This window comes from Microcella sp., assembly GCF_030645145.1.
Lineage (GTDB): Bacteria > Actinomycetota > Actinomycetes > Actinomycetales > Microbacteriaceae > Microcella.
In genome coordinates, this window is record NZ_JAUSMI010000084.1 from 35,464 (window position 1) to 59,128 (window position 23,665).

The window sequence follows — 23,665 nt, forward strand, 5'->3', positions numbered from 1 at the left end:
GCCAGTCCGGGTCGCGCCGGCCTGAGCGCGCCCTGCACGCTCCCCGGCTCCGCCGACCGAGCCTCGGTAGGGTGCCGGGCATGAGTCTCACCGTCACGCACGAGCCCGACGCCGACCGCTACGTGGTGCACGACGCCGCGGGCGAGCTCCAGGGGTTCATCGTCTACGATTCCTCCCCCGGTCAGCTGCGGCTGATCCACGCCGAGGTGCCGCCGTTCCTGCGCAGCAAGGGCGTCGGCGGCGACATGGTGCAGGCGATCCTCGACCACCTGCGCGCCGAGAGCACCGACCGCATCGTGCCGTCGTGCCCCTTCGTGGTGATGTGGATGCGCCGCCACCCCGAGTACGCGGACCTCACGACCCGCTGACGGTCGCCCTGCGCCCACCCAGCCGAGATTGAGTCCATTCGTCGCAGTTGAGGTCGAATGTTCGGGCTCAGCTGCAACGAACGCACTCACTCGTCCGTGGGACTGCCGCGCGGGCCGCGCGCGCTCGGCGGGCTAGCGGTCGGCGGGGACGTCGATGCGGAGGCGACCCGCGTATCCGGGAGCGTCGGCGGGAGCATCCACGATGCCCAGAGGTCCGTCGCCGGGAACGGGGGCGGGGGCGGGAAGGATGGTCTGTCGATCGAGCTCGACCTGCGCCTCGTGACGGGTCGGGTGGAAGACCTCGTCGCCGATGCCGAGCACCCCGGGGCCTCCGCCGCCGCGGCGCGACTTGTCGCTCAGGTCGATCCATCCGCGGGCGTGGGCGAGAATGGCCACGGCGACCGCCGCGCCCACGAGAAGGACCCACCCCCATACCGGCACGAGGGTCAGGATACCCGGATGCCATGGGAGGCTGTGTGACCGCGCGGTGAACGCGGAGGCTCCACCGGAGCGACGGACAGTCAGCGAGCCGTCGACTCGGACCGTCGCGCGGAATGATCGTGCGCCCACAGCGCGATGGCGAGATCCGTGCGGTCTCCGTCCGCGAGCGGGTCCCGGCCCACGACGTCCCGCACGCGGGCCAGCCGATGTCGCACGGTGTTGACGTGGAGGAACTGCCTCGCGGCGGTCGCCGCGATGGACCCGCCCTGCTCGATGAACACCCGGAGCGTGTCCAGGAGGTCCGGCCCCCCTCTGACCTCCTCCCCCAGCAGGGGACGGACCAGTTGGGCGATGAACGGCTGCAGGCGGGACCGCGGCTGCTGCTCGAGGAGGGCGGCGAGGGTCGCGAGAGTCTCCGGTCCCGCGATGCTCCCGCGTCGCCGAGCGAGCATCAGCGTCGCCCGCGCCTCCGCGATGCCGTGCGCCAGCTCGGTCAGACCGACGGGACTCGAATAGCCGAAGACGAGCTGCAGGCGGTCGGAGATGTCGCGCGCCTGGCCATCGTCCTGGGTGACCACGAGCACGTCCCGAGCGGTCTCGGCGACGACCGCTCCCGAGTGCTGACGTGCGACGAGCGCCCCCGTGCCTTCGGGCCATGCTGAGACCACGAGCCGCTCGGAGTCGAGGCCCGCGGGATCGAGATCGGGCATCAGGGCGGCAGGGTGCGCCAGCCCCTCGACGACCAGGGACATGAGCTGCCCGACTCGGCGCCGCGCACTCGACTCCTGAGCGAGTTCCGCCCGTCGCGCGATGTGGAGGACGCGCGCGAACCGCTCGAGCAGAGCTCGATCGGGCGGCGAGCCCTCGCCGGACCAGCGCAGCAGCTCGGCATCGTCCAGCTCCACCTCGACCAGCGACGCGGACTCTCGATGTCGACCTTCCGCGGAGTCCGCGCTGCTGTCGGACCGGTGCGCGATGTCGATGCGACCCCCGAGCTCATCGGCGATGAGGGCGAGCATGTCGGAGGCCCCTGCGCCCGTGCGCAGCAGCTCCAACGCCCCGGCGAGGGGATCAGCCGATCGAGACGACTGCATGCGCGTCTCGACGAGAGCGTCGCTGATGGCTCGAAACGGAACGCCGTGCGCCATGACCAGCAGGGCGACGCCCCATCGACGGCAGGCGCGCTCCAACGCTGCTGGGACCTCCGTGTGCACCTCCCCCAAGCCGAGGCACACCCCCACGCAGCCTGCGTCGCGCACCGCCTGCACGAAGCGGGCGGCCTCTCGGGGGTCCACGAGGGCGGCGCCGACAGTGCAGATCAGCTCGTCCTCGCGGATGTGCGGTCTCGGGTCGACGACCTCCGTCACATGGATCCAGGAGATCGGGCGCTCGAGCGCCTCCTGTCTCGCCTCGATCACCGTGAGTCCGAATCGCGGATCCGCGGCGAGGTCGCCGATCGTAGCGTTCTGCGCGACCGCCGAATCGATCATTGTTGTACGATACTCCAATTCAGGTGCCGATTCAGAGCCGTGCGTCCAATCTGCGGGCGGACACGTTGTACGCAAGCACTCTCAGGAAAATAATGGGCGCAGCCAAAGGAGGCCCGCATGACCCACGCGACCACTGCTTCGCCCGCTGCGAGCGGCACCACCCTGCGTCGGGAGTTCACGCTCCTGTCATCGTTCGCATTCGCGTTCGCGTTCATCTCCCCGATCGTCGCTCTGTACGGCATCTTCGGACTCGCGCTCACCACCGCCGGGCCGAGCTTCTGGTGGGGGTTCCTGCTCGTCTTCGCCGGGCAGCTGCTCGTCGCCCTCGTCTTCGCGATGCTCGTCTCGCGCTGGCCGCTGGAGGGCTCCATCTATCAGTGGACCTCACGCCTCACCGGACCCACCGCAGGCTGGTTCGCCGGGTGGGCCTACTTCTGGACCCTCGTCATCGCGATGGCGACCGTGGCCCTCGGGGCCGCCGGCTTCCTCGCCAACATCTTCGGCCTGGAGGAGCCGACCGCGGTGGATCGGGCCTGGATCGCCTTCGGCGTCCTGGTGTTCGGCACGATCGTCAACCTCGCCGGACAGACCGTGCTGAAGGTCTTCATGCTCGCCAGCATCGTCGCCGAGGTCGTCGGCTCGATCGGGCTGGGCATCTGGCTGCTCGCCTTCCACCGCGTCAACGACCTCTCCGTGCTGTTCTCGGGCGGTGACGGCGTCGGCGGCGGGTCGAGCGACTACCTCGCGATTTCCGGACCGTTCCTCATCGCGCTGGCGTTCATCGGCTTCTCCTTCGTCGGGTTCGAGAGCGCGGGCTCGATCGCCGAGGAGGTCACCGAGCCCCGCAAGAACCTGCCCAAGGCGATCCTGATCTCGATCTCGTTCATCGCGATCGTCGTGATGTTCTCGAGCCTCGCGATCATCCTCGCCATCCCCGACCTCGAGGCGGTTCGCAATGGCGAGGTCGGCGACCCGGTGTACGAGACCCTGACCGCTCAGCTCGGCGCCGGCATCGCCGTGCCGATCGAGATCCTGTTCGTGATCGGTTTCGTCGCGAGCTTCCTCGCGCTGCAGACCTCCGCTTCGCGCATGCTGTGGGCGAAGGCGCGCGACGGCGCCCTGCCCGGCGCCACGGTGCTCGCCCGCCTGAGCGCCCAGCGGCGCCAGCCGACCATGGCTCTGCTCGTCACGACCGTCATCGGCACCCTTCTGTTCCTGCTCAGCAACGTCGCGAGCGACCTCTACACGCTCATGGTCAACTTCACGGCCGGTGGCTTCTACCTGTCCTTCCTGTTCCCCCTCATCGGCTTCGTGGTCGTTGTCACGCGCAAGACCTGGCGAGCCGGTCCGTTCAGCCTTGGCGGCGCCACGGCCCTCGTCGCGTGGGTTGCCGTCATCTGGGCCAGCCTGCAGCTGGTCAACATCGCCTGGCCGCGCGCGGTCTACGAGCAGGCCTACCTCGACTGGTCGATCATCATCGGCACCGTCGTCATCGGCGTCGTCGGGGTCGCGGTGTGGGCGAGCGTGCGCTCGCGCATCCCCTCGGTCACCGGCGTCGAGTACGAGGACGACGAGACGCGCACCCCGTGAGCGAAGGGGGCGGGGCGACGGTCGATGCTTCGGCCCAGCGCATCGCGGTGGTCACCGGCACGGCCAGCGGCATCGGCCGCTCGATCGCGGCAGAGCTGCGCGGCGGCGGCTGGCAGGTGGCTGGCATCGACCTGCGCGAGTCGGCGGGGTGCGATCTCAGCCTCGTCGCGGACGTCACCGACGCCGCAGCCATCGCGGACGCGGTCGAGCGCGTCGAGCAGCGCCTCGGGCCCGTCGGTGGAGTCGTTTCGGCAGCCGGCTACTACGAGGCCACCCCGTTCGGCGATGTCACGGAAGAGCAGTGGCGCCGCATGCTGAGGGTCCACCTCGGCGGCTTCCTTCACCTCACCCGGGCGGTGCTGCCCGGAATGCTCGCTCGCGGATCGGGGTCGATCGTGGCGATCACCAGCGAGCTCGCCGTCGGAGGCGGCGGCCCAGGCGATGCCCACTACTCGGCAGCGAAGGGCGCTCTGCAGGGGATGATGCGCAGTCTCGCCGTCGAGGTGGCGCCCAGAGGCGTTCGAGTCAATGCCGTCGCCCCCGGACCCACCGACACCCCGCTGCTGGCGGCCGATTCGCCCTGGCGGGCACCGGACTACCTGCTCACTCTGCCAGTGGGCCGTCTCACCCGACCCGAGGAGGTCGCGCTGTGCGCCGCCTACCTGCTCGACGCCGGCACGTTCTGCGTCGGCGAGACTCTCAACCCCAACTCGGGAGCGGTGATCTGATGACGACGCGCATCCTCGACGGAGCCGTCGCTCTCGTCACCGGGGCCGCCCAGGGGATGGGGGCCGCGCATGCCCGCCACCTCGCCGCCTCAGGTGCCCGCGTCGCCATCAACGACCGCGTGGAGAGCGCCGAACTCGTCGCGCTCGCGGACGAGCTGGGCGGCCTCGCCGTACCCGGCGACGTGTCCCAGCGCGCGGGCGTCGACGCGATCGTCGCCGCCGTCACCGAGTGGGCGGGCGCCCCCGATGTGCTCGTCGCGAACCACGCCTACATGACGATGTCGCCGCTTCTCGACGCCGACCTCGACGACTGGTGGCGAATCATCGACACGAACCTCGGCGGCACCTTCGCGCTCATCCAGGCAGTTCTTCCGGGCATGCGCGCGAGGGGCCGCGGACGCGTCGTGGTCGTCGCGAGCGAGTGGGGGGTGACGGGATGGCCGGAAGCCACCGCGTACTGCGCCTCGAAGGCCGGACTGATCTCGCTCGTGAAGACCCTCGGTCGCGAGCTCGCCCCTGAGGGGATCATCGTCAACGCGCTCGCCCCCGGGGTGACCCGCACGCCGCAGCTCGCCGTCGATGCGCGCGCGGCGGGCGTCGACCTCGCCGAGATGATCAGCTCCTACGCCCGGGAGATCCCGCTCGGACGCGTCGGCGAGGTCGATGAGCTGGCCAGGGCCGTGGTGTTCCTCAGCGACTTCCGCCAGGGTGCGATGGTCGGCCAGGTGCTCCAGGCCAACGGCGGGTCGACACGCGCCCGCGCGTGACCCGCGCCGAGCATCCATCGCCCCGCCCCGCCCCGCCCCGACCTCGAGGAGGAATGTCGCACATGACCACGAATTCCGCACCGCGCCCCGCGGGCGCTCCCATCGGCCCGGTCGACGGCCAGATCTCGCCCCGCTACGCCGGATTCAGCACGTTCGCCCGACTGCCGCGCATCGATGATGTGAGCGGCTGGGACGTCGCGGTGGTCGGCGTGCCCTTCGACGCGGGGGTGACCTTCCGATCGGGTGCGCGGTTCGGCCCGTCGTCCATCCGAGAGGCTTCGCGCCTCCTCCGACCGTACAATCCGGCTCTCGAGTCGATGCCGTTCGCCGATGCGCAAGTCGTCGATGCGGGCGACATCGACGCGAACCCGTTCGATATCGTGGCGGCGCTCGACCAGATGCAGGCGGGGTTCAGCCGATTGATGAGCGACGGGAGACCCGTGATGACCCTCGGGGGGGACCACACGATCGCCCTGCCCGCCCTGCGCGCCATCGCCGCCGAACACGGACCGGTCGGTCTCGTCCATTTCGACGCGCACCTCGACACGTGGGACACGTACTTCTCGGCGCCGTACACCCACGGCACACCGTTCCGACGCGCGTCGCAGGAGGGGCTGCTGCGCAAGGACCGCTCGGCGCACGTCGGAATCCGTGGCTCGCTGTACAGCAGGAAGGACCTGATCGACGACGAGGAGCTCGGCTTCACGATCGTGCACTGCCGCGACTTCGACCGCATCGGTGCGGAGGGCATCGTCGACAGAATCCTCGACCGGATCGGGGATGCCCCGCTCTACGTCTCGATCGACATCGACGTCCTCGACCCCGGCTTCGCTCCCGGCACCGGCACCCCGGAGGCGGGAGGGATGACCAGCCGCGAGCTGCTCGAGGTGCTTCGCGGGCTTCACGGGACGCCGATCGTCTCGGCCGACATCGTCGAGGTGAGCCCTCCGTACGATCATGCCGACATCACCGCCGTCGCCGCCGCGAATCTCGCCTACGAGCTCGTGACGATCATGTCGTCGCAGCAGGCCGCCCGATGAGCGGCGGGCTCTGGCCCGAGGGAGTCCGCTCCGCGGCCTCGTTCACCTTCGACGTGGACGCGGAGTCGGCGGTGCTGTGGGGCGCGCCGGAGAACGCGGGGCGCATGAGCGTGATGAGCCATCAGGCGTACGGTCCACTGATCGGCGTTCCGCGCATTCTGTCACTGCTCGCCGACAACGGCATCACTGCGACGTTCTTCATCCCCGGATACACCGCCGAGCGCTACCCCGAGGTCGTCCGCGACATCGTCGCCGCCGGTCACGAGGTCGGTCATCACGGCTATCTGCATGAGCAGCCATCCGCGCTGACCCGCGACGAGCAAATCGTCGCTCTCGAGCGCGGGATAGACGTCCTGTCGGAGATCGCAGACGTCCGACCGGTCGGCTATCGCGCGCCGATGTGGGACCTGTCGTGGGAGATGCCCGAGCTGCTCCTCGAACGCGGATTCCTGTACGACTCGAGCCTCATGGACGCCGATCTGCCCTACGAGCTCGCGATCTCCGACTCGACGTCATCCCTCGTGGAGATACCCATCCACTGGGCGCTCGATGACTGGGAGCAGTACTGCTATCTTCCGGAGATCAGCGGCACCGGGTACATCGCGACGCCCGAACAGGCTCGCGCGCTCTGGGAGGCCGAGTTCGCCGGGCTCCACGACGTCGGAGGATGTTGGGTCCTCACCAATCACCCCTTCCTCTCCGGACGACCAGGGCGCGCCGCGTCCCTCGGCCGATTGATGGCGGATATCGTCGCGACCCCCGGCGTGTGGGTGGCACCACTGCGCGACATCGCCGGACACGTCAGAGCCCAAGGACTCGCGCCTCGAGCGATACGTCCGATCTGACCCTCCCCTCACCGGGAGCCCGTCGGGGACGACTCGCCCGCTCAGGGCACGCGGTGGAGCCACTCCTCGGTCGAGAACTTCTCCGCCACGAGAGCGTCGATGCGCTCCATCTCCTCCGGCGTGATGGCGCTCTCGGTGAGGCCGTTGCGGGCGCGGAAGGTCGCGACGAGGCGGTCGATGATCTCCTCGCGCGGCAGTCCCGTCTGGCTGCGCAGCGGGTCGACGCGCTTGTTCGCGCTCTTCACGCCCTTGTCGCTGAGCTTCTCGCGGCCGATGCGCAGCACCTCGACCATGCGGTCGCCGTCCATGTCGTAGCTCATCGTCACGTGGTGCAGAACGGCGCCCGAGCCGAGGCGCTTCTGCGCGGCGCCGCCGATCTTGCCCTTCGTGCTCGTGATGTCGTTGAGCGGCTGGTAGCTCGCCTCGATGCCGAGCCCCTTCAGGCCCTCGATGACCCACTCGTCGAGGAAGGCGTACGACTCGGCGAAGCTCATGCCCTGCACGAGCGCGACGGGCGCGTAGAGCGAGTAGGTGATGACGCTCCCGGCCTCCATGAACATCGCGCCACCGCCCGAGATGCGCCGGACGACCTCGAAGCCGTAGCGGTGCGCGTTGTCCATGTCGACCTCGTTCTTCACCGACTGGAAGGAGCCGATGACGACGGCGGGGCGCTCCCACTCCCAGATGCGGAGGGTCGGGCCGCGGCGGCCGTCGCCGACCTCCTCGGCGAGCACCTGGTCGGCCGCCATCTGCTGCTGCGGGGTGAGCGGCGGGCCGACGACGAGGCTCCACTCGTAGTCGGTGAAGGCGGTCGCCTCGGCGAGCGCGCGGCGGATCGTCGTCGCGACGGCATCGGCGCTGAATCCGAGTAGCACGGCGCCGGGAGGGAGGGCCGCGGAGATCGCGCGCGCGAAGGCGGCGTGATCGGCGTCGGCGGGCATCCCGATCACGGCCGCCTCGATGGCGGGGATGGCCTCGTCGGGCTCGACGAAGAAGTCGCCCGCGAGGCGGAACTCCGTGATCAGGCCGCAGTCGACCTCGAGATCGACGACGACGAGCTTGCCTCCGGGGACCTTGTACTCACCATGCATGGGGCCAGCCTAGGCACCCGTCGCGACCGGGCGCTGGGCGTCGGCGGCGTACTGCGACCACGAGCCCGGGAAGAGCCGGCCGCGGCCGAGACCCGCGTGCTCGAGGACGAGCAGCTCGTGGCACGCCGTGACGCCCGAGCCGCAGTAGGCGATGACGTCGGAGCCCGGGGTCGCGCCGCCGGGGGCGAGACCGACCGACGCGAAGCGGGCCCGCAGCTCGTCGAGGTCGCGCAGGCGGCCGTCGCCGCCGATGTGATCGCGCACCGAGAGGTTGCGGGCGCCCGGGATGTGGCCCGCACGGGCATCCACCGGCTCGGTCTCGCCGGCGAAGCGGTCGGCGGTGCGCGCGTCGAGCACGACGGCGCTGCCGTCGGCGGCGCGGGCCTGCGTCTCGTCGATCGAGGCGAGGGCGGATGCTGGCCACGAGCGGGCGGTGAAGGTCGCGTCGGCGCGCGGCGCCGCTCGACGCCCGGCGACAGTCGCGCCGGCTCCGAGCTCGCCCGGCCAGCCCGTGATGCCTCCGTCGAGGACGGCGGCGTCCTCGCCGAGTGCGCGCAGCATCCACACGAGGCGCGCCGCGATGACGCCGCCCGCATCGTCGTAGGCGACGACGGTCGTGCCGTCGCCGATGCCGGCCTCGCTCATGCCGCGGGCGAAGCGCTCGGGGTCGGGGAGGGGGTGCCGTCCCTCCGCGGCGCTCGGCGGACCCGCGAGCCACTCGTCGAGGTCGACGAACACTGCACCGGCGATGTGGCCGGCGTGGAAGGCGTCGCGGCCCGAGCGGCCGTCGAGGTACCAGCGCACGTCGGCGATGACGAGACGGCGCTCGTCACGCCCGGCCTCGGCGATGAGGCCCTCGAGCTCGGCGGCGGAGACGAAGGGAGGCAGAGTCGTCGGCATCGGTCCAGGCTACTCAGCGGGCGGGCGTCGGCGTAGGGTGCGGGGATGGACCCCGTCGCGCACGACCTCGACCGCCTCGCCGACCACCTGCTCGAGCAGGCGCTCTCCGCGCCCGACAAGCGCGCGACGCTCAAGCTGGATCTCGGTCAGTCGACGCTGCGGCACCTCGCGATGGCCTTCGACACGGGCGGCGGTCTGCCCGAGCACGGCAACCCGGGCGAGGCGACGCTGCGCGTGCTGCGCGGACGGGTGCGGCTGTCGTGGGCGAGCGAGAAGGGCGATCACGCGATCGAGGCGCAGCCCGGGATGCTCGTGCGCATCCCCGACGGGACGCACCGGGTCGAGGCGCTCGAGCCGAGCGTCATGCTCCTCACCGCGGTGTCGCTCCCGGGCGGGCATGCGCACTAGTCGGTCGGGGACAGCCGATCGTCGAGCCACTCGATGAGGTCGCGCCGGACATCCGCCTGATTGAGCTCGTTGAAGACCTCGTGGCGGGCCTCCGGGTAGACGGCGAGCTCGACGTCGGTGAGGCCGCCGCGGCGCGCGTACTCCTCGACGAGCTTCACGGCGCCGGGCTCGCCGCCGAGCGGGTCGTCGTCGCCGACCATGACGAGCAGGGGGATGTCGCGGCCGAGGCGCTTCGGGCGGCCGTAGAGCCGCAGCCCGTCGCGCACGCCGAAGAGCTTGAGGATCTTCGCGTCGAACGTGAGCGGGTCGGCGCGGAAGAGCTGGTGCACCTCGGGGTCGCGGCTCAGCCACTCGACGCCCGTGTCGCCGAGGTGGGCGTGCTTGGCGTTGAGGTCTCCGGAGTTCATGTAGCCGGGCATCCGGTAGCTCGTGCCCGTGAGGACGGCCGCGTCGTAGTCGGCGGCGTGGTCGTTGAGGATGATCTGCGCCATGAGCGAGCCCCACGAGTGCCCGAGGAGCACGAGCGGCAGCTCGGGGTGATCGGTGCGGATGATCGCGCTGAGGTCGCGGAGATCCTGGATCGTCGCGCGCAGTCCGCCGGGGCCGAGCTTGCCCATCTTCGAGGAGTCGCCGTCGGTCATCTCGACGCCCGTCATGCCGTGGCCGCGGTGGTCGTCGGCGTAGACGGCGTAGCCGGCGTTGACGAGCCCCTGCGCGAGGACCTCGTAGCGCAGCGCGTGCTCGCCGACGCCGTGCGCGAGCTGCACGACGGCCTTCGGCCGACCGGGCGCCCAGACGTAGTAGTGGATCGTGACGCCCTGGGCGTCGACGAACGTGCGGTGCTCGCGCTCGGCGATGAACTTCACCATGGTCGGGCCTCCCTGCGTTCATCGTAGGGGCGGCGGGGGCGCCGCGGCAGGGGTGCGCGGGCGCGGCGGCGCCGGGGGCGCGTCGGACGCTGAGGGAATGCTCGACGGCACCAAGTCGTTAGCCAGGGTAATGACCTACGCTAACGATGACATGACGACTGCGAGCGACCCCGACGAAGAGCTGCGCGTGCTCATCCAGAAGGTGGCGCGGCGCATCCGTGCCGAGCGCGGCGGCGACGGCATCACCGACACGCAGCTCGGGGTGCTGTGGCAGCTCGAGACGCACGGGCGCACCTCCCCCGGCGTGCTCGCCGAGCGCGAGCGCGTCAGCCCGCCCTCGATGAACCGCACCCTCAACGCGCTCGAGGCCGCCGGCGTCGTGCGCCGAGAGCCCAGCGAGACGGATGCGCGCCAGGTCTGGGTGAGCCTCACTCCGGCGGGCGACGACCTCATCGCCGAGACCCGACGACTGCGCACCGCCTGGTTCCACCGCCAGCTGGACGCGCTCGAGCCCGACGAGCGCGCGGCGCTCGAGGCCGTGCGCCCCGTGCTGCGGAAGCTCGCCGACTCGTGAGGACGATGTTCCGCAGCCTCGGGCTCCTGAACTACCGGATCTGGTTCGTCGGGGCGATGGTGTCGAACATCGGCGCGTGGATGAACCGGACCGCGCAGGACTGGCTCATCCTCACCGACCTCACGAACGAGGACGCCGCCGCCGTCGGCGTCGCGATGGCGCTGCAGTTCGGCCCCGCGCTCGTCATCGGCCCGTACGCGGGCATCATCGCCGACCGGTTCGCGGGTCGGAAGCTGCTCGCGGCCACGCAGGCGCTGCAGGGTCTGCTCGCGCTCGGCCTCGGCCTCATCGTCATCCTCGACATCGCCGAGCTCTGGATGGTCTACCTCTTCGCCCTCGGCCTCGGCATCGCCACCGCGCTCGACGCGCCCGTGCGCCAGACCTTCGTCGGGGAGCTCGTCGGGCCGACGCAGCTGCCCAACGCGGTCGCGCTCAACTCGGCGTCCTTCAACGTCGCGCGCCTCATCGGGCCGGCCGTCGCGGGTCTTCTCGTCGCCACGATCGGCGCCGGCTGGGTCATCGCGATCAACGGCATGACCTACGCCGCGACGCTGCTCGCGCTCGCGATGCTGCGCGGCGACCAGCTGCACCGCCTCAAGAAGGAGAAGAAGGGGCGCGGGCAGCTCAAGGCGGGCATCCAGTACGTGCGCCGCCGCGGCGACCTCGTCGTCGTGTTCACGATGGTCTTCCTCGTCGGCACGTTCGGCTTCAACTTCGGCATCTTCACCGCGACGATGGCCCGGGTCGAGTTCGGCCGAGGCGCCACCGAGTTCGGGCTCCTGTCGAGCATCCTCGCCATCGGATCGGTGACCGGCGCCCTCATGTCCGCCCGGCGCGAACGGCCGCGACTGCGGGTCATCGCGCTGTCGGCGCTCGGGTTCTCGTTCAGCACCGCCGCGGCCTCGCTCATGCCGACCTTCGAGAGCTTCGCCGCCGCGCTCGTGCTCGTCGGGTTCACCTCGCTCACGATGATCACCTCCTCGAACGCGTACGTGCAGACGACGACGCGGCCCGCGATCCGCGGGCGGGTGACGGCGCTGTACCTCACGATCTTCATGGGGGGTACGCCGCTCGGCGCCCCGCTGCTCGGCTTCATCGCCAACGAGGCGGGGCCGCGCTGGGCGCTCGTCGTCGCCGCGATCTCGGGCCTCGCGGCGGCCGCCGTCGCCGGGCTGTGGATGCGCTCGACCCGCAACCTGCGGCTCGGGCGCGACGGCGGACCGTGGTGGCGCGTGCGCGTGCGGTACGACGGGGACGACTACGACCTCGACACGGCGACGCGCGAGATCGCGATCGTGGAGGCGTCGGCGCGCAAGGGGTGATCCGGGCGTGGCCGCGCGGTCGGGCCCGCACGGGCGCGGGACCTTCGGCCGGTGCCGGCCGGGGGGAACGAGTGGGAGGATCGGGGCATGGTGTCGAAGCTTCCGAACCCGTGGACGGGTCAGCCCGGGTTCTGGGCCGCGGTCAACCGGTTCTTCTACCCGATCGCCGGGCCCGCCGCGGTCGGCATCGGCCGCCCGGAGGAACCGTACGTCGCCCCGGCCGACCCGACGTGCCCGCTCTGCGGAGCCCTCATGGCCGATCACGTCATCGAGCGCGGCGTCGGCACCACCGCGACGCGGCTGCACTGCCCGCCCGCCGCGGTCTGAGCGGGGTCGCAGGCCGCGCGTGCGTCCTGACGAGCCCGATGACTCAAATCCCGTGCGATGCCGAATGCAGGCACCCCCGTAGCGGATCCGCGAGGGCCCGTGGGCGGCAGGCCGTGCTGGGCTGCTTCTGCGTGCATTTGGCAGCGGATCGTCGAGGGTGCTGAGCGGGACGGGTGCTGAGCGATGCGCGATGCGGGACGGGTGCCGAGCGATGCGCGATGCGCGATACGGGACGGGTGCCGAGCGATGCGCGATGCGCGATGCGCGAACCAAATGCAGTCTCGCGTGGCCTGTACCGTTCGAACTCCGGCCGCCCGGGCCCGCATCGGGCCGTCTGTGACTGCATTCGGTTCTCGCGCGACGTGCTGGGGCGGGCGTGGGCCAGGCCGCGGAGCTAGTCGAGGGCGACGAGGATCTCGCGCGTCGCCTGCTGCACCGCGGCGTGCAGCGAGCGGAGGGCGGATGCGCGGCGCGCCCGGGCGCGATCCGCGTCGGCGGGCGCGGTGCCGAGCTCGGCGGCCGCGCTCGCGCTCGCCTCGACGAGAAGGCTGAGCTCGGCCGCGGCCCGGCGGCTCGCGGCGAGACCTGCAGCGCCTCCGTCGACGCCGATCGCGCGGAGGCTGCGCTCGGCATGGACGAGCCCGTGCGCGACCGAGCGCGGGAAGCGCTCGTCGAGGGCGAGGAGCTCGATCGCGGCCGCGGCGGTGGGAGCGCCGCGGTGGGCGCGCACGTGCGCCTCGTGGGCTCCGGCGCTGCGGAGCACGAACATCCACCCGGGGCCGGATTCGGGGTCGTCGGCATGGGCGGCGAGGAGGCGGGCCGTCGCGGCGGCGCGCTCGAGGCGGCGGCCGAGGGCGATGAGCTCGAAGGCGCCGTCGCGAGCGACCGCGGACTCGATGATCCCGACGGCGAGCGCCGAGCGCTCGCGCACCCAGGCGAGGAAATCGGGGACGCGCGGCTCGACGACCTTCCGCGGCAGGCGGGCGCGCGTCGCGACGAGCATGTCGGAGAGCTCGGCGGGCAGCGACTCCCTCGCGAGCCGGGCGGCGTCGCGGGCCTCGACGAGCGCGTGCGCGATCGACGCGGGGTGGGAGCGGTCGGCGGTGAGCAGGTCGATCGCGGCGCCGCGGCCGAGTCGGGCATCCGCCGCATCGTCGGCCCCGCACGCGCGGAGGACGAGTCGCGCGTCGGCCGCGTCGGGAAGGGGGTGATCGCGCGCGAGGAGGAGGTGAGCCTCGACGATGCGGGCGGTCGCGTCGGCCCGCTCGATGCCGCGGCCCAGGGCGAGGAGGTGCGCGGGCGCGCTCGCGGAGACTCCCGCAGCGCCCCGCACGAGGGGCTCGCCGATGCCCGCCATGCCGGGGAGCCTAAGCGGGGCGTGTTGCGCGAGTGTTTCCGGCGGGTGACGGGTCTAGAGCCAGCGGCGGGCGCGGAAGATCGCGAAGAGCCCGACGCTCGTCGCGAGCATCGCGGCGAGCGCCGCCGGGTAGCCCCACGGCTCGTCGAGCTCGGGCATGAACGTGAAGTTCATGCCGTAGATCGTGCCGACGAGCGTCGGTGCGAAGAGGATGGCCGCCCACGAGGAGATCTTGCGCACCTCATTGCTCTGCACGAGCGAGGCCTCCCCGAGCGCCCGCATCTCGGCGTTCTGCCGCTGCGTCACGAGAGTGGAGTTCACCTGCAGGGCGTTCTGCAGCACGGCCCGGAAGGTGTCGACGCGCTCTCCGACGCGCAGTGCATGGTCGAGCACGTCGGCGAAGGAGTCGCGGAGTCGGCCGTCGGGGGCTCCGACCGAGAGGGTGCGGATGATTCCCGGCAGCGGCTGCACCGCGCGCTGCAGCTCGATGACCTGGCGCGAGAGCTCGTAGATGCGGCGGCTGACGGCGTCGTCGCCGGCGAAGAGCTCGTCCTCGATCTCGTCGATGTCGTTCTCGAGCCCAGCCATGACCGGCGCGTATTCGTCGACGACCTCGTCGAGGATGGCGTAGAGGACGGCGCGCGGGCCGAGCGCGAGCAGCTCGGGGGCGCCCTCGAGGCGGCGGCGCACGGCCGCGAGGTCGGGTGACTCGGCGTGCCGCACGGTGATGACGGCGTCGGTCGAGACGAAGACGTGCAGCTCGCCGAGCTCGACGCGCTCGACCTCGTCGACGTAGCGGGCGGGCTTGAGCACGATGAAGTCGCCGCCGGAGTGCCGGTCGAGCTTGGAGCGCTGGTGCCCGTGATGCGCGTCCTCGACCGAGGTGGCGTTGAGCTCGAACTCGTCGGCGACGCCCGCGAGCTCGTCGGGGGTGGGCCGGTACATGCCGATCCAGGCCATGCCGCCGCGCTCGCGCGTCAGGTCGGCGACGACGTCGAGCGCGGGAGGATCGTCGGTGCGGGCGCCGTCGACGTAGACGGCCGTGTCGATCACGGGCATGAGCCCTCCTTCGCGTCGCCGCCGACTCTAGTGTCTGACAATGCTGTTAGGCTCCCCGCGCGCAGATGACGGAGGCCATCGAAGGTGTCCGTCGAGAGGAGGGCCGTGGACGAGTCGCTGTCCGTGACGACACTGCCCCACGCCGTCTACGAGGCGATGCGCGAGAGCATCCTCGCGCAGCGCGAGCCTCCGGGCGCCACGGTGACCGAGAAGGCTGTGGCCGACCGCTTCGGCGTCGCTCGGCCGACCGCGAAGGCGGCTCTCGAGCGACTCGTCGCGGAAGGGCTCCTGCGGCGGAGCACGCACAAGACCGCGCGCGTGCCGCAGCTCGACCGCGACGATATCGTCGACCTCTACGCCAATCGTGCCGTGATCGAGGAGGCCGCTCTGCGCCTGCTCGCCGCCAGTGCATCCGCCCCCGCCGACGCCATCGATGCGCAGCGGGTCATCGTGTCGGCAGCAGCGAGCGACGCCGAGGGAGCCGACACCGGCTCGCTCGCCCGCGCCGACATCGCCTTCCACCGCGCGCTCGTCGAGGCGCAGCCCTCCCCGCGCCTCGCGCGTCTCCACGCGCTCCTGATGGGCGAGATCGAGCTGTGCATCGGGCAGGTCCTCGCTCATCGACTCCTCGCGCTCGACGACGTCATCGCCCAGCACCAGGGCATCCTCGACGCCGTCGCGCAGGGCGATGCCGAGCGTGCGGGCCACCTGACTCGCGCGCACATCGAGGGGGCGCGCGACCGTCTGCTCGGCTACTTCGACGCGCAGCGCGACGCCCCGCCCGCCGCACGCGGTGGCGAACGGGGCGTCGACGGCTAGAACTGGATGCCGCGGGTCAGGGCTCCGTCGATGAGGAGGTTCGCGCCGCTGATGCGGCTCGCACGCGGGCTCGAGAGGAACACGACGCCGGCCGCGATCTCCTCCGCCGTTCCCATGCGGCCGGTGGGGTTCAGCCCCATGGCGAACGAGAACAGGTCGGGGTTGCCGCCCTCGATGCTCTGCCAGACACCGCCGGGAAAGTAGGTGTTGCCCGGCGACACGGTGTTGGCGCGGATGCCCTTCTCGGCGACCTGGAGGGCGACGCCGGCCATGTAGCCGATGATCGCCGTCTTGATCGTGCCGTAGGGCCCTGAGGCGAAGTCCGCCTCGCGGCCGGACACGCTCGAGATCGCGACCGCCGACTTCACATCGCTCGCCTCGAGGTGCGGCAGGGCGGCCTTCACGAGGTTCACGGTTCCCATGAGGTCGACGCGGAACGACGCCTCCCAGTTCTCGTCGGTGTCGGGGATGGCGAGGGCGCTGACGTTGGCGACGACCATGTCGATGCCTCCGAACTCGTTCGCCGTCGAGGCGACCCAGGCGCGGACGCCCTCCGCATCCCCGACGTCGAGCACGGTCCCGATGGCTTTGACGCCCATCGCCTCGATCGCGGCCTGCGTGCTCTCCACCTCCGCGGCGTCCCTCGCGCAGAAGGCGACGTCGGCCCCCTCCGCCGCGAACCCCTCCACGATGGCGCGGCCGATCCCCTTGGTGCCTCCCGTGACGAGGGCGGTCTTGCCGGTGATTCCCAGATCCATGTCGTTCTCCTTCGGTTCGGTCGGTCAGGCGCGCAGTGGTGCGCCGACGGGCAGGACGGCCTTCGCGTACATCTCGTTGATGAGGAACGCGAATGCGAGGTAGATGGCGAGTGCGCCGGTGATGACTCCTTCGATCCCGCCGAACAGGCTGATGGCGGCGTTACCCGTGAGCGCGCCGATGCCGAGGGAGCCGAGCAGGACCGCGGTGAGCGCGAGAATGATCGTGAGCATCCGCGGGGCGACCGCCGAGGCGAACACGAGGCCGATCGTGAAGACCATCCAGAGGAGCAGGTACCACCCGATCGCGACGGACGACACCGTCCACCATCCGTTGATGGCGCCGATGTTGAGGAAGGCGAACGACAGCCAGAGGAACGAGTACCCGCCGAAGGCGGTCACACCGAACGTGTCGCCGAGTCGGAAGGCCATGACGGCGACGATCGTCTGAGCGATGCCGCCGAAGAAGACGCCCATGATGAGCACCATCCCGTCGACGGCGTACAGGCCGCTGTTGGCGAGGCTCAGGAGCACGGTCGAGACGCCGTAGCCCAGGAGCCCGAGGACGGCCGGGTTGGCGGCCTTCTGTTCGTTCATGCGATTCTCCACTTCATTGTGGGTAGGGGTGGATGGAATGGTGCTCCGCCGCGGTGCGCGGCCATCGCTAGCGCAGCTGTCGAGCCGCCTGGCGAAGTTCGTGGTGGATGCCGTCGTAGGCGACGCCGCCGGGCATGAGCGACTTCGCGACCTTGACGACGACGCTGTAGTTGGCGTCGACGGCGTTGGCGATCGGCGCGAGCGAGGTCTGCGTGAGGAGCTGGTAGGCATCCATCGCGTGGAGCCCGAACATCTCGGTGAACCACGTGACCATGTCCAGCTGGGCGATGCGCCACGAGTCCTCCATCGGACGGGAGGAGCCGACGACCATCCAGTAGTCGTCGTTCTCGAGCCGCGGCCAGAGCGGCGCGGAGCCCTTGATGAGCTCGACGATGATGACCGAGTTCATGGCTCCCTCGACGGCGGTGCCGCACGCCTCCCCCTCCCCCTGGCGGTAGTGGCCGTCGCCGATGGAGAACAGGGCGCCCTCGACGTTCACGCCGAGGTAGGCGGTCGTGCCGATCTTCATCTCAGGGGTGTCCATGTTCCCGCCGAAGCGCTCCGGCACGAGGCTCGTCCGCACCTCGCTCGCACCGGGCGCGAGTCCGACCGTCCCGAGCATCGGTTCGAGCGGCAGGGACACCTCGAAGTCGCCGAACCGGGCCTGGAAGCCCACGGTCTGGCGAGCCGTGTCGACCTCGTAGATCCAGGTGGCTTCGGGAAGGGCATCCTGCAGCAGGGCAGTGCGATCGGTGCCCGTGAGCCCTCCGAAGAACGGGATCGTCGACGACGCCCCGAAGCTGCGGGCGGGGGTGAGATCGACGATGTGGAGGGCGAGGGTGTCGCCCGGTTCGGCGCCGTCGACGTAGAAGGGCCCCGTCTGCGGGTTCACGTACCGGATGTCGATGTGCTGACTGGGCAGGTGGTCGACGGAGGTGAGGGCGAAGTTGAAGGCGTCCTCCGACCAGAGGCGCATCGCGGTGCCGGGCTTGATGCGCATCGCCGGCTCGGCGCCGCCGAAGGTGTAGACGTACTGCGAACGCTCCGGGGTGAACGCGATCTCGCGCATGAGGGCGGTCCTTCCGATCAGTCGATGTGGGAGGAGGTACGGGGGGAGGTGCGGGGGTTGAGCAGCGTGACGTGCTGCGGGCCGAGCTCGTCGAGGCTCGTCACGCCCAGCAGTCGCATGGTGCGCGTGATCTGATCCGAGAGGATGCTCAGCGCGCGCTCGACGCCCTCCTGGCCGCCCGCCATGAGCCCGTAGAGGTAGGCGCGGCCGATGAGGGTGCTGCGTGCGCCGAGCGCGACCGCCGCGACGACGTCGGCGCCCGACATGATGCCCGTGTCGACGAGGATCTCGAGGTCGGAGCCGACCTCCTTCGCGACGGCCGGCAGCAGCTGGAGGGGCACGGGAGCACGGTCGAGCTGGCGGCCGCCGTGGTTCGAGAGCACGATGCCGTCGACGCCGAGGGCCGCGAGGGCGACGGCGTCGTCGAGCGACTGGACGCCCTTGACGACGAGCTTCCCGCTCCACATCTCGCGGATCCAGCGCAGGTCGTCGAAGGTGACGCTCGGGTCGAACATCGTGTCGATGAGCTCGGCGACGGTGCCGTCCCACTCCGACAGGCTCGCGAACGCGAGCGGCTCGGTCGTGAGGAAGTCGATCCACCAGGCCGGCCGCGGGATGGCGTTGACGATCGTTCCCAGGGTGAGCGCGGGCGGGATCGACATGCCGTTGCGCTTGTCGCGCAGTCGCGCCCCGGCGACGGGCACATCGACGGTCACGAGCAGGGTGTCGTAGCCGGCCTGCGCGGCGCGCTCGACGAGCGTCATCGATCGCTCGCGGTCGCGCCACAGGTACAGCTGGAACCAGGCGCGGCCGTCGGGGATCGCCTCGCGCACCGCCTCGATCGATGCCGTGCCCATCGTCGACAAGCTGAAGGGGATGCCGAATGCGTCGGCGGCGCGGGCGCCGGCGATCTCGCCCTCGGTCTGCATCATCCGGGTGAAGCCGGTCGGGGCGATCGCGAGCGGGAGCGCGCTCGGTCCGCCGAGCACGGTGCGCTCGGTGCTGACCTCGGAGACGTCGCGGAGGATCGATGGGTGGAACTCGATGTCGAGGTACGCCTGGCGAGCTCGAGCGAGCGAGATCTCGGCCTCGGCCGCGCCGTCCGTGTAATCGAACGGCGCTTTCGGCGTGCGGCGCTTGGCGATGATCCGGAGGTCCTCGATCGTCAGGGCCCCGTTGAGCCGGCGGCGGCGTCCGTTGAGCTCGGGCCGCCGGAAGCGCATCAGAGGAGCGAGCTCTCGGGGGTTGGGCCACTGGCGCCGCACTGCGCACCGCCTTTCGCTGTCGGGGGGTGATCAGCACAGTACGTTGAGTCGGTACATTTGTCTAACACTTTTTGCGAGCGTGCCGATTCTCGGCAGCGGCGGACACCCCGCGCGACCTCGGCGGGGGTCTCAGCCGCGGGCGGCGAGCAGCTGCGCCTCGAGGCGCTCGACGTCGTCGCGGTGGCAGAGCTCGGTGGCCTCCGTCATCGCGGTCGCGGTGCCCGCGGCGATCCCGGCCCGGAAGGCGGCGTCGAGGTCGCGGCCCTGCGCGAGGCGCAGGACGAGCGCGGCGAGGAACGAGTCGCCCGCGCCGACGGTCGAATGCACCTCGACGGGCGGGACCTCCAGTCGCGTGACGCTCTCGGCCGTGACGAGCACGGCACCATCGCCTCCGAGCGTCAGCGCGACGACCTCGGCGGCGCCGCGGGCCACGAGCTCGCGGGCGGCCTCCACGCGCGACTCGAGGTCGGGCAGCGCGCGGCCGACGAGCTCGCCGAGCTCGCGCCCCGACGGCTTCACGAGGTGCACGCCCTCGCGGAGGGCGGCGGCGAGCGCGGGGCCCGAGGCATCCACGATGCAGCGCGCCCCGATCGCCTTCGCGGCCCGCGCGACGCGCGCGTAGAAGTCATCGGGCATGCCGGGCGAGAGGGATCCGCTCGCGACGACGTAGCCGCCGGGCGTCATCGCGCGCTGCGTCGCGGTGAGGCACTCGATCCACTCGTCGGTCGTCAGGTGCGGGCCCTGCAGCACGAAGCGGAACTGGCGGCCGGTCGAGAGCTCGTCGACCGTGACGTTCTCGCGCGTTGACCCGTCGATGGGGATCGCGCGACCGATGATGCCGTCGGCCTCGAGCAGCTGCCGGTAGGCCCGGCCCGTCGGCCCGCCGACGGCGTAGATCGCGATCGACTGCCCGCCGAGGCGATGGATGACGCGGCTCACGTTCACGCCGCCGCCGCCCGCGTCGGTCCGGCTCGGCCCGCAGCGCAGCTTGTGCTCGGGCTCGACGCGCTCGGTGGACGTCGAGACGTCGAGCGCGGGGTTCACGGTGAGCGTCACGACGGGCGCCGGCTGCGCGGGGTGGACGACGGGCTCGGTCATGCCGCAGAGCCTAGGCCTCGGCGGCGGCCTGCAGGAGGGAGACCTCGTCGCGGCGCTTCTGCCGGCGGTGGTTGAGCACCTCGATGAGCACGAGCACGCCGACGAGCAGCCCGGTGAACAACGCGGCCTCGAGCGGACTCCGCATCGCGAGCTCGGCGATCGCCTCGTAGGTGGCGACGCCGACGACGCCCCAGATGAGCGCCCAGGCGAGACCGCCGACCGCGAGGGCGGGGAGGTACGCGAGGAGAGGCATCCGCAGCACGCCCGCGGCGAGGTTGGCGAGCGTCTGGAAGCCGACCGTCAGGAAGGACGCAGCGACGACGGGCGCGCCCCAGCGCTCGACGATGCGCTCTGCGCGGCGGAAGCGCGGCGTCTCGAGCCGCGCCTTGAGCCGCGTGCGGCCGGCGCCGCCGCGCACCCCGCGACCGAGCGCGTAGGTCGCCCCGCCGCGCAGCAGCACGACGACGTAGAAGAGACCGACGGCGAGTGGGAGCGGCAGGCCGAACGCGGTGTCGAACGGCTCCATGGCCTCAGCCTATTGAGCGGTGTTCGCGGATGCCCGGGGCGAAGGTCCCGGATTCCGCGGGCGCTCCGGGCGGCCGCCTCCCGGTCGCGCCTCATCGCCCGACCCGGACCATGCTCCACGACGCGGCGGGCAGGGTGAGGTGGACGCCGTCGCCCTCGGCGCGCGCCGTGGGGTTCGGGCGCGGGGGCGCGGCGTCGCCGTGGCCCGCGGTCGCATCCTCGACGGAGTCCCCCGCGCTCATCGTGACCGCCTCGAGCACGCGCAGCCCGCCGAGCCCGCGGCCGAGCTCGCCGCGCAGGTCGATCGTCGTCTCGACGGCGCCCTCGGGGAGCCGGTTGACGAGGAGGACGACCACTCCCCCGGTCTCCCCGCGCACCGCGGCGGCGCTGATCGCGGGCACCTCGCCGTGCAGCGAGGTGACCGAGACCGGCCCGTCGACGGTCGTCGCGAGGCTCGTCCCGCGCGCGTGCCGCGACGTGAGGCTGAAGGGGTGGAAGGTCGTCCGGCGCCGGGCGGGCCCATCGGCGGGCGCCGCGATCGGCGCGATGACGTTGACGACCTGCGCGAGGCACGCCGTCGTGACGCGGTCGGCGCGGCCGAGCATCGTGATGAGCAGGTCGCCGACGACGACGGCATCGGCGGTCGTGTACTCGTCCTCGCTCAGCGCGGGAGCCTCGGGCCAGTCGTCCCCCGTCGGCAGAGTCGCGGCCATGCGCGACTGGTACCAGACGTTCCACTCGTCGACCGAGATCGCGAGGGTCTTCGCGCTTCCGCGCTCGTCGCGCACGGCATCCGCGTGCTCGATGACGGCGCCGAGGTAGGCGTCCATGACCGCGCCCGAGGCGAGGAAGGACGCGAGGTCGTCGCCCGTCGGCTCGGCGTAGAAGTGGGCCGAGATGACGTCGACGTCGTCGTAGGCGTGGCGGAGCACGGTGCGCTCCCACTCGCCGAAGGTCGGCATGAGGGGCCCCGATGAGCCGCACGCGACGAGCTCGAGGTCGGGCTCGATCATGCGCATGGCCTTCGCCGTGCGCGCCGCGAGGCTGCCGTACTCGTCGGCGGTGAGCTGGCCGAGCTGCCACGGGCCGTCGAGCTCGTTCCCGAGGCACCACATGCGCACGTCGAACGGCTCCTCGCGCCCGTTGCGGCGGCGCTGCTCGGCGCGCTCGGTGCCGTGCGGGATGCGCGCGTACTCGAGCAGATCGGTCGCCTCGAGCACGCCCCGGGTTCCGAGATTCGTCGCGAGCATGAGCTCGCCGTCGACCCGCTCGACCCAGTCGGCGAACTCGTGCAGCCCGACGGCGTTCGTCTCGGTGCTGTGCCACGCGAGGTTGAGGCGGCGCGGTCGCGACGCGCGCGGGCCCACGCCGTCCTCCCACCGGTAGCCGGAGACGAAGTTGCCGCCCGGGTAGCGGAAGACGGTCATGCCGAGCTCGCGGACGAGCTCGATGACGTCGGCGCGGAAGCCGTCGGCGTCGGCCGCGGGGTGGGCCGGGTCGTAGAGGCCGCCGTAGACGCCGCGGCCCATGTGCTCGACGAAGCCGCCGAACAGGCGCCGGTTCACGGGGCCGATCGGGTTCGCGCCGTCGACGGTGATCGTCGCGGTCGCGGGGTCGGTCGCGGTCGCGGGGTCAGTCGCGGGGTCGGTCACGCCCAGTCCCGGCGCGCGGCCTCCGTCGCGTAGGCGGCGCGCACGTGCGGGGCGGCGGGATGCTCGACCGCGGCATGCACCGTGAGCGGCCACTCGGGCAGCGCGCCGACGAGCAGCCCCGCCGCCTGCCGCGCGGCCCCGCGGGCGACGTACTCCCCCGGCTCGGGCACGACGACGGGGAGGCCGAGCACCTCGGAGGCTATGCCGGGCACCGCGCGCGAGCGCGCGGCGCCCCCGACGAGCAGCAGGCGCCGCGGTCGCAGGCCCTGGCGCACGATGGCGTCGAGGCCGTCGGCGAGGCCGCAGAGCATCCCCTCGATCGCGGCGCGCGCGAGGTTCTCGCGCGTCGTCGAGGCGAGCGTCATGCCGCCGAGCGAGGCGGTCGCGTCGGGGAGGTTGGGGGTGCGCTCGCCCTCGAAGTAGGGCAGCAGCACGAGCCCGCCCGCGCCGGGCGACGCCGCGAGCGCGAGGTCGGCGAGCCCGTCGTGGTCGACGCCGAGGAGGGTCGCGGTGGTGTCGAGCACGCGCGCGGCGTTGAGGGTCGCGACGAGCGGCAGGAACGCGCCGTCGGCGGACGCGAAGCCCGCGACCGTCCCGCTCGCGTCGCGCACGGGCTCGGGCGTGACGGCGAAGACCGTGCCGCTCGTGCCGAGCGAGATGACGACGTCGCCGGCCGACGCGCCGAGCCCGAGGGCCGCGGCGGCGTTGT

At 71.7% G+C, this 23,665-nt stretch carries 26 protein-coding genes; 11 read left to right on the forward strand and 15 right to left on the reverse strand.

Annotated features, from left to right (window positions below; translation table 11 throughout):
* Positions 1–80 precede the first annotated feature (80 nt).
* Positions 81–368 carry a GNAT family N-acetyltransferase gene (locus tag Q7T15_RS05250; protein ID WP_304693987.1) on the forward strand — a complete coding sequence of 96 codons (288 nt, stop codon included), beginning with the start codon at positions 81–83 and terminating at the stop codon, positions 366–368.
* A 132-nt stretch (positions 369–500) separates the two neighbouring features.
* Here Q7T15_RS05250 and Q7T15_RS05255 read toward each other — a convergent pair whose 3' ends face one another.
* Both Q7T15_RS05255 and Q7T15_RS05260 read right to left on the reverse strand, forming a co-directional pair.
* Entirely contained in the window at positions 501–809 is a 309-nt protein-coding gene (locus tag Q7T15_RS05255; RefSeq protein WP_304693989.1) for a hypothetical protein, read from the reverse strand.
* Positions 810–889: 80 nt separating this feature from the next.
* Positions 890–2,299: a PucR family transcriptional regulator gene (locus Q7T15_RS05260; protein WP_304693992.1), complete on the reverse strand. Its 1,410-nt coding sequence runs from the start codon at positions 2,297–2,299 to the stop codon at positions 890–892.
* A gap of 117 nt (positions 2,300–2,416) precedes the next feature.
* Between Q7T15_RS05260 and Q7T15_RS05265 the strand changes: the two genes are divergently transcribed.
* The 5 genes from Q7T15_RS05265 (at position 2,417) to Q7T15_RS05285 (ending at position 7,269) form a co-directional block, all read left to right on the forward strand.
* Positions 2,417–3,889 (forward strand): APC family permease, encoded by a 1,473-nt coding sequence (locus Q7T15_RS05265; RefSeq protein ID WP_304693994.1) that lies wholly within the window; start codon positions 2,417–2,419, stop codon positions 3,887–3,889.
* Positions 3,890–3,936: 47 nt separating this feature from the next.
* On the forward strand, positions 3,937–4,617 hold the full coding sequence (locus tag Q7T15_RS05270) for an SDR family NAD(P)-dependent oxidoreductase (protein WP_304693996.1): 681 nt from the start codon (positions 3,937–3,939) through the stop codon (positions 4,615–4,617).
* Positions 4,617–5,384 (forward strand): SDR family NAD(P)-dependent oxidoreductase, encoded by a 768-nt coding sequence (locus Q7T15_RS05275; RefSeq protein WP_304693998.1) that lies wholly within the window; start codon positions 4,617–4,619, stop codon positions 5,382–5,384. The genes Q7T15_RS05270 and Q7T15_RS05275 overlap by 1 nt, the downstream gene beginning before the upstream one ends.
* A gap of 62 nt (positions 5,385–5,446) precedes the next feature.
* Complete coding sequence (speB, locus tag Q7T15_RS05280; RefSeq protein ID WP_137736809.1) at positions 5,447–6,424, forward strand: agmatinase; 978 nt, start codon at positions 5,447–5,449, stop codon at positions 6,422–6,424.
* Complete coding sequence (locus Q7T15_RS05285) at positions 6,421–7,269, forward strand: polysaccharide deacetylase (RefSeq protein WP_304694002.1); 849 nt, start codon at positions 6,421–6,423, stop codon at positions 7,267–7,269. The genes speB and Q7T15_RS05285 overlap by 4 nt, the downstream gene beginning before the upstream one ends.
* 41 nt (positions 7,270–7,310) lie before the next feature.
* Here Q7T15_RS05285 and Q7T15_RS05290 read toward each other — a convergent pair whose 3' ends face one another.
* The gene (locus Q7T15_RS05290; protein WP_304694004.1) at positions 7,311–8,360 is read right to left on the reverse strand and encodes a lipoate--protein ligase family protein; all 1,050 of its coding nucleotides are present in this window, start codon (positions 8,358–8,360) and stop codon (positions 7,311–7,313) included.
* 9 nt (positions 8,361–8,369) lie between these two features.
* Positions 8,370–9,260: a sulfurtransferase gene (locus Q7T15_RS05295; protein ID WP_304694006.1), complete on the reverse strand. Its 891-nt coding sequence runs from the start codon at positions 9,258–9,260 to the stop codon at positions 8,370–8,372.
* A 45-nt stretch (positions 9,261–9,305) separates the two neighbouring features.
* Here Q7T15_RS05295 and Q7T15_RS05300 point away from each other — a divergent pair, with 45 nt between their 5' ends.
* Positions 9,306–9,668 (forward strand): LuxR family transcriptional regulator, encoded by a 363-nt coding sequence (locus tag Q7T15_RS05300; protein WP_304694008.1) that lies wholly within the window; start codon positions 9,306–9,308, stop codon positions 9,666–9,668.
* Here Q7T15_RS05300 and Q7T15_RS05305 read toward each other — a convergent pair.
* Positions 9,665–10,537 (reverse strand): alpha/beta fold hydrolase, encoded by an 873-nt coding sequence (locus Q7T15_RS05305; protein WP_304694010.1) that lies wholly within the window; start codon positions 10,535–10,537, stop codon positions 9,665–9,667. The two genes, Q7T15_RS05300 and Q7T15_RS05305, sit on opposite strands and share 4 nt — an antisense overlap.
* A 151-nt stretch (positions 10,538–10,688) precedes the next feature.
* On the opposite strand from Q7T15_RS05305, the gene Q7T15_RS05310 reads away from it, so the two are divergent.
* The 3 genes from Q7T15_RS05310 (at position 10,689) to Q7T15_RS05320 (ending at position 12,760) form a co-directional block, all read left to right on the forward strand.
* The gene (locus tag Q7T15_RS05310; protein WP_304694012.1) at positions 10,689–11,111 is read left to right on the forward strand and encodes a MarR family winged helix-turn-helix transcriptional regulator; all 423 of its coding nucleotides are present in this window, start codon (positions 10,689–10,691) and stop codon (positions 11,109–11,111) included.
* Between the two features lie 5 nt (positions 11,112–11,116).
* Entirely contained in the window at positions 11,117–12,433 is a 1,317-nt protein-coding gene (locus Q7T15_RS05315) for an MFS transporter (RefSeq protein ID WP_304694040.1), read from the forward strand.
* 87 nt (positions 12,434–12,520) lie between these two features.
* Entirely contained in the window at positions 12,521–12,760 is a 240-nt protein-coding gene (locus Q7T15_RS05320; protein WP_304694014.1) for a hypothetical protein, read from the forward strand.
* A gap of 394 nt (positions 12,761–13,154) precedes the next feature.
* Here the strand turns inward: Q7T15_RS05320 and Q7T15_RS05325 are convergent, their stop codons facing one another.
* Together Q7T15_RS05325 and Q7T15_RS05330 are read right to left on the reverse strand one after the other, a co-directional pair.
* Complete coding sequence (locus Q7T15_RS05325; RefSeq protein WP_304694017.1) at positions 13,155–14,117, reverse strand: alpha-E domain-containing protein; 963 nt, start codon at positions 14,115–14,117, stop codon at positions 13,155–13,157.
* Positions 14,118–14,171: 54 nt separating this feature from the next.
* Complete coding sequence (locus tag Q7T15_RS05330) at positions 14,172–15,176, reverse strand: magnesium and cobalt transport protein CorA (RefSeq protein WP_304694019.1); 1,005 nt, start codon at positions 15,174–15,176, stop codon at positions 14,172–14,174.
* 123 nt (positions 15,177–15,299) lie between these two features.
* Here Q7T15_RS05330 and Q7T15_RS05335 point away from each other — a divergent pair, with 123 nt between their 5' ends.
* Positions 15,300–15,995: a GntR family transcriptional regulator gene (locus Q7T15_RS05335; protein WP_304694020.1), complete on the forward strand. Its 696-nt coding sequence runs from the start codon at positions 15,300–15,302 to the stop codon at positions 15,993–15,995.
* Here Q7T15_RS05335 and Q7T15_RS05340 read toward each other — a convergent pair.
* From Q7T15_RS05340 to Q7T15_RS05375, 8 genes are all read right to left on the reverse strand, one after another.
* Positions 15,992–16,753 (reverse strand): SDR family NAD(P)-dependent oxidoreductase, encoded by a 762-nt coding sequence (locus Q7T15_RS05340; RefSeq protein WP_304694023.1) that lies wholly within the window; start codon positions 16,751–16,753, stop codon positions 15,992–15,994. The genes Q7T15_RS05335 and Q7T15_RS05340 overlap by 4 nt on opposite strands.
* Positions 16,754–16,777: 24 nt before the next feature.
* A complete protein-coding gene (locus tag Q7T15_RS05345; protein WP_304694025.1) occupies positions 16,778–17,347 on the reverse strand; it encodes an acetate uptake transporter in 570 nt (189 codons plus the stop codon).
* 67 nt (positions 17,348–17,414) lie between these two features.
* Complete coding sequence (locus tag Q7T15_RS05350; RefSeq protein ID WP_304694026.1) at positions 17,415–18,416, reverse strand: acetamidase/formamidase family protein; 1,002 nt, start codon at positions 18,414–18,416, stop codon at positions 17,415–17,417.
* A gap of 17 nt (positions 18,417–18,433) precedes the next feature.
* The gene (locus Q7T15_RS05355) at positions 18,434–19,639 is read right to left on the reverse strand and encodes an alpha-hydroxy acid oxidase (RefSeq protein WP_304694028.1); all 1,206 of its coding nucleotides are present in this window, start codon (positions 19,637–19,639) and stop codon (positions 18,434–18,436) included.
* 171 nt (positions 19,640–19,810) lie between these two features.
* The gene (locus Q7T15_RS05360; RefSeq protein ID WP_304694030.1) at positions 19,811–20,779 is read right to left on the reverse strand and encodes a 1-phosphofructokinase family hexose kinase; all 969 of its coding nucleotides are present in this window, start codon (positions 20,777–20,779) and stop codon (positions 19,811–19,813) included.
* A 10-nt stretch (positions 20,780–20,789) separates the two neighbouring features.
* Positions 20,790–21,305: a DedA family protein gene (locus Q7T15_RS05365; protein WP_304694032.1), complete on the reverse strand. Its 516-nt coding sequence runs from the start codon at positions 21,303–21,305 to the stop codon at positions 20,790–20,792.
* A gap of 91 nt (positions 21,306–21,396) precedes the next feature.
* On the reverse strand, positions 21,397–22,956 hold the full coding sequence (locus Q7T15_RS05370; RefSeq protein ID WP_304694034.1) for an alpha-N-arabinofuranosidase: 1,560 nt from the start codon (positions 22,954–22,956) through the stop codon (positions 21,397–21,399).
* Positions 22,953–23,665: FGGY-family carbohydrate kinase (locus Q7T15_RS05375; RefSeq protein ID WP_304694036.1), on the reverse strand; the 713-nt coding region annotated here is incomplete at its 5' end. The genes Q7T15_RS05370 and Q7T15_RS05375, both read right to left, overlap by 4 nt.

Coding starts and splice junctions, on each gene's coding strand:
- Q7T15_RS05250 (WP_304693987.1), top strand. CDS start 81: ATGAGTCTCACCGTCACGCACGAGCCCGACGCCGACCGCTACGTGGTG.
- Q7T15_RS05260 (WP_304693992.1), bottom strand. CDS start 2,299: ATGATCGATTCGGCGGTCGCGCAGAACGCTACGATCGGCGACCTCGCC.
- Q7T15_RS05265 (WP_304693994.1), top strand. CDS start 2,417: ATGACCCACGCGACCACTGCTTCGCCCGCTGCGAGCGGCACCACCCTG.
- Q7T15_RS05275 (WP_304693998.1), top strand. CDS start 4,617: ATGACGACGCGCATCCTCGACGGAGCCGTCGCTCTCGTCACCGGGGCC.
- speB (WP_137736809.1), top strand. CDS start 5,447: ATGACCACGAATTCCGCACCGCGCCCCGCGGGCGCTCCCATCGGCCCG.
- Q7T15_RS05285 (WP_304694002.1), top strand. CDS start 6,421: ATGAGCGGCGGGCTCTGGCCCGAGGGAGTCCGCTCCGCGGCCTCGTTC.
- Q7T15_RS05290 (WP_304694004.1), bottom strand. CDS start 8,360: ATGCATGGTGAGTACAAGGTCCCCGGAGGCAAGCTCGTCGTCGTCGAT.
- Q7T15_RS05295 (WP_304694006.1), bottom strand. CDS start 9,260: ATGCCGACGACTCTGCCTCCCTTCGTCTCCGCCGCCGAGCTCGAGGGC.
- Q7T15_RS05300 (WP_304694008.1), top strand. CDS start 9,306: ATGGACCCCGTCGCGCACGACCTCGACCGCCTCGCCGACCACCTGCTC.
- Q7T15_RS05305 (WP_304694010.1), bottom strand. CDS start 10,537: ATGGTGAAGTTCATCGCCGAGCGCGAGCACCGCACGTTCGTCGACGCC.
- Q7T15_RS05310 (WP_304694012.1), top strand. CDS start 10,689: ATGACGACTGCGAGCGACCCCGACGAAGAGCTGCGCGTGCTCATCCAG.
- Q7T15_RS05315 (WP_304694040.1), top strand. CDS start 11,117: ATGTTCCGCAGCCTCGGGCTCCTGAACTACCGGATCTGGTTCGTCGGG.
- Q7T15_RS05320 (WP_304694014.1), top strand. CDS start 12,521: ATGGTGTCGAAGCTTCCGAACCCGTGGACGGGTCAGCCCGGGTTCTGG.
- Q7T15_RS05325 (WP_304694017.1), bottom strand. CDS start 14,117: ATGGCGGGCATCGGCGAGCCCCTCGTGCGGGGCGCTGCGGGAGTCTCC.
- Q7T15_RS05330 (WP_304694019.1), bottom strand. CDS start 15,176: ATGCCCGTGATCGACACGGCCGTCTACGTCGACGGCGCCCGCACCGAC.
- Q7T15_RS05340 (WP_304694023.1), bottom strand. CDS start 16,753: ATGGATCTGGGAATCACCGGCAAGACCGCCCTCGTCACGGGAGGCACC.
- Q7T15_RS05345 (WP_304694025.1), bottom strand. CDS start 17,347: ATGAACGAACAGAAGGCCGCCAACCCGGCCGTCCTCGGGCTCCTGGGC.
- Q7T15_RS05350 (WP_304694026.1), bottom strand. CDS start 18,416: ATGCGCGAGATCGCGTTCACCCCGGAGCGTTCGCAGTACGTCTACACC.
- Q7T15_RS05355 (WP_304694028.1), bottom strand. CDS start 19,639: ATGCGCTTCCGGCGGCCCGAGCTCAACGGACGCCGCCGCCGGCTCAAC.
- Q7T15_RS05360 (WP_304694030.1), bottom strand. CDS start 20,779: ATGACCGAGCCCGTCGTCCACCCCGCGCAGCCGGCGCCCGTCGTGACG.
- Q7T15_RS05365 (WP_304694032.1), bottom strand. CDS start 21,305: ATGGAGCCGTTCGACACCGCGTTCGGCCTGCCGCTCCCACTCGCCGTC.